The organism is Vibrio sp. 10N.261.51.C6, assembly GCF_041471785.1.
GTDB classification, from domain to species: domain Bacteria; phylum Pseudomonadota; class Gammaproteobacteria; order Enterobacterales; family Vibrionaceae; genus Vibrio; species Vibrio crassostreae_C.
In genome coordinates this window covers 1-220 of the sequence record NZ_JBFRPB010000159.1, presented here as the reverse complement: position 1 = coordinate 220, position 220 = coordinate 1, and the positions used below count along the sequence as shown (strand labels likewise).

Below are 220 nucleotides of genomic sequence, written 5' to 3'. Positions count from 1 at the left end.
GTCCACTCCGCCACTTATTCGATAACCTCGCCTAGTGCGAGGTTTTTTTCGAATCTGAAGTAATGAAAGTTTTAGGGGTGTAGCTCCAATTGGCAGAGCAGCGGATTCCAAATCCGCGTGTTGGGAGTTCGAATCTCTCCACCCCTGCCATATTTAAGGCTCTAGCAGAAATGCTAGAGCCTTTTTGCTTTCTGAATCTAATACCAATTAAAGTAAAAAT

The 220-nt window shown here is 43.6% G+C and carries 1 tRNA gene; it reads left to right on the top strand.

Going from position 1 to position 220, the window contains the following annotated elements:
• Positions 1-73 precede the first annotated feature (73 nt).
• Positions 74-150, top strand: a tRNA-Trp gene (locus tag AB4375_RS21675).
• The last annotated feature ends 70 nt before the right edge of the window (positions 151-220 follow it).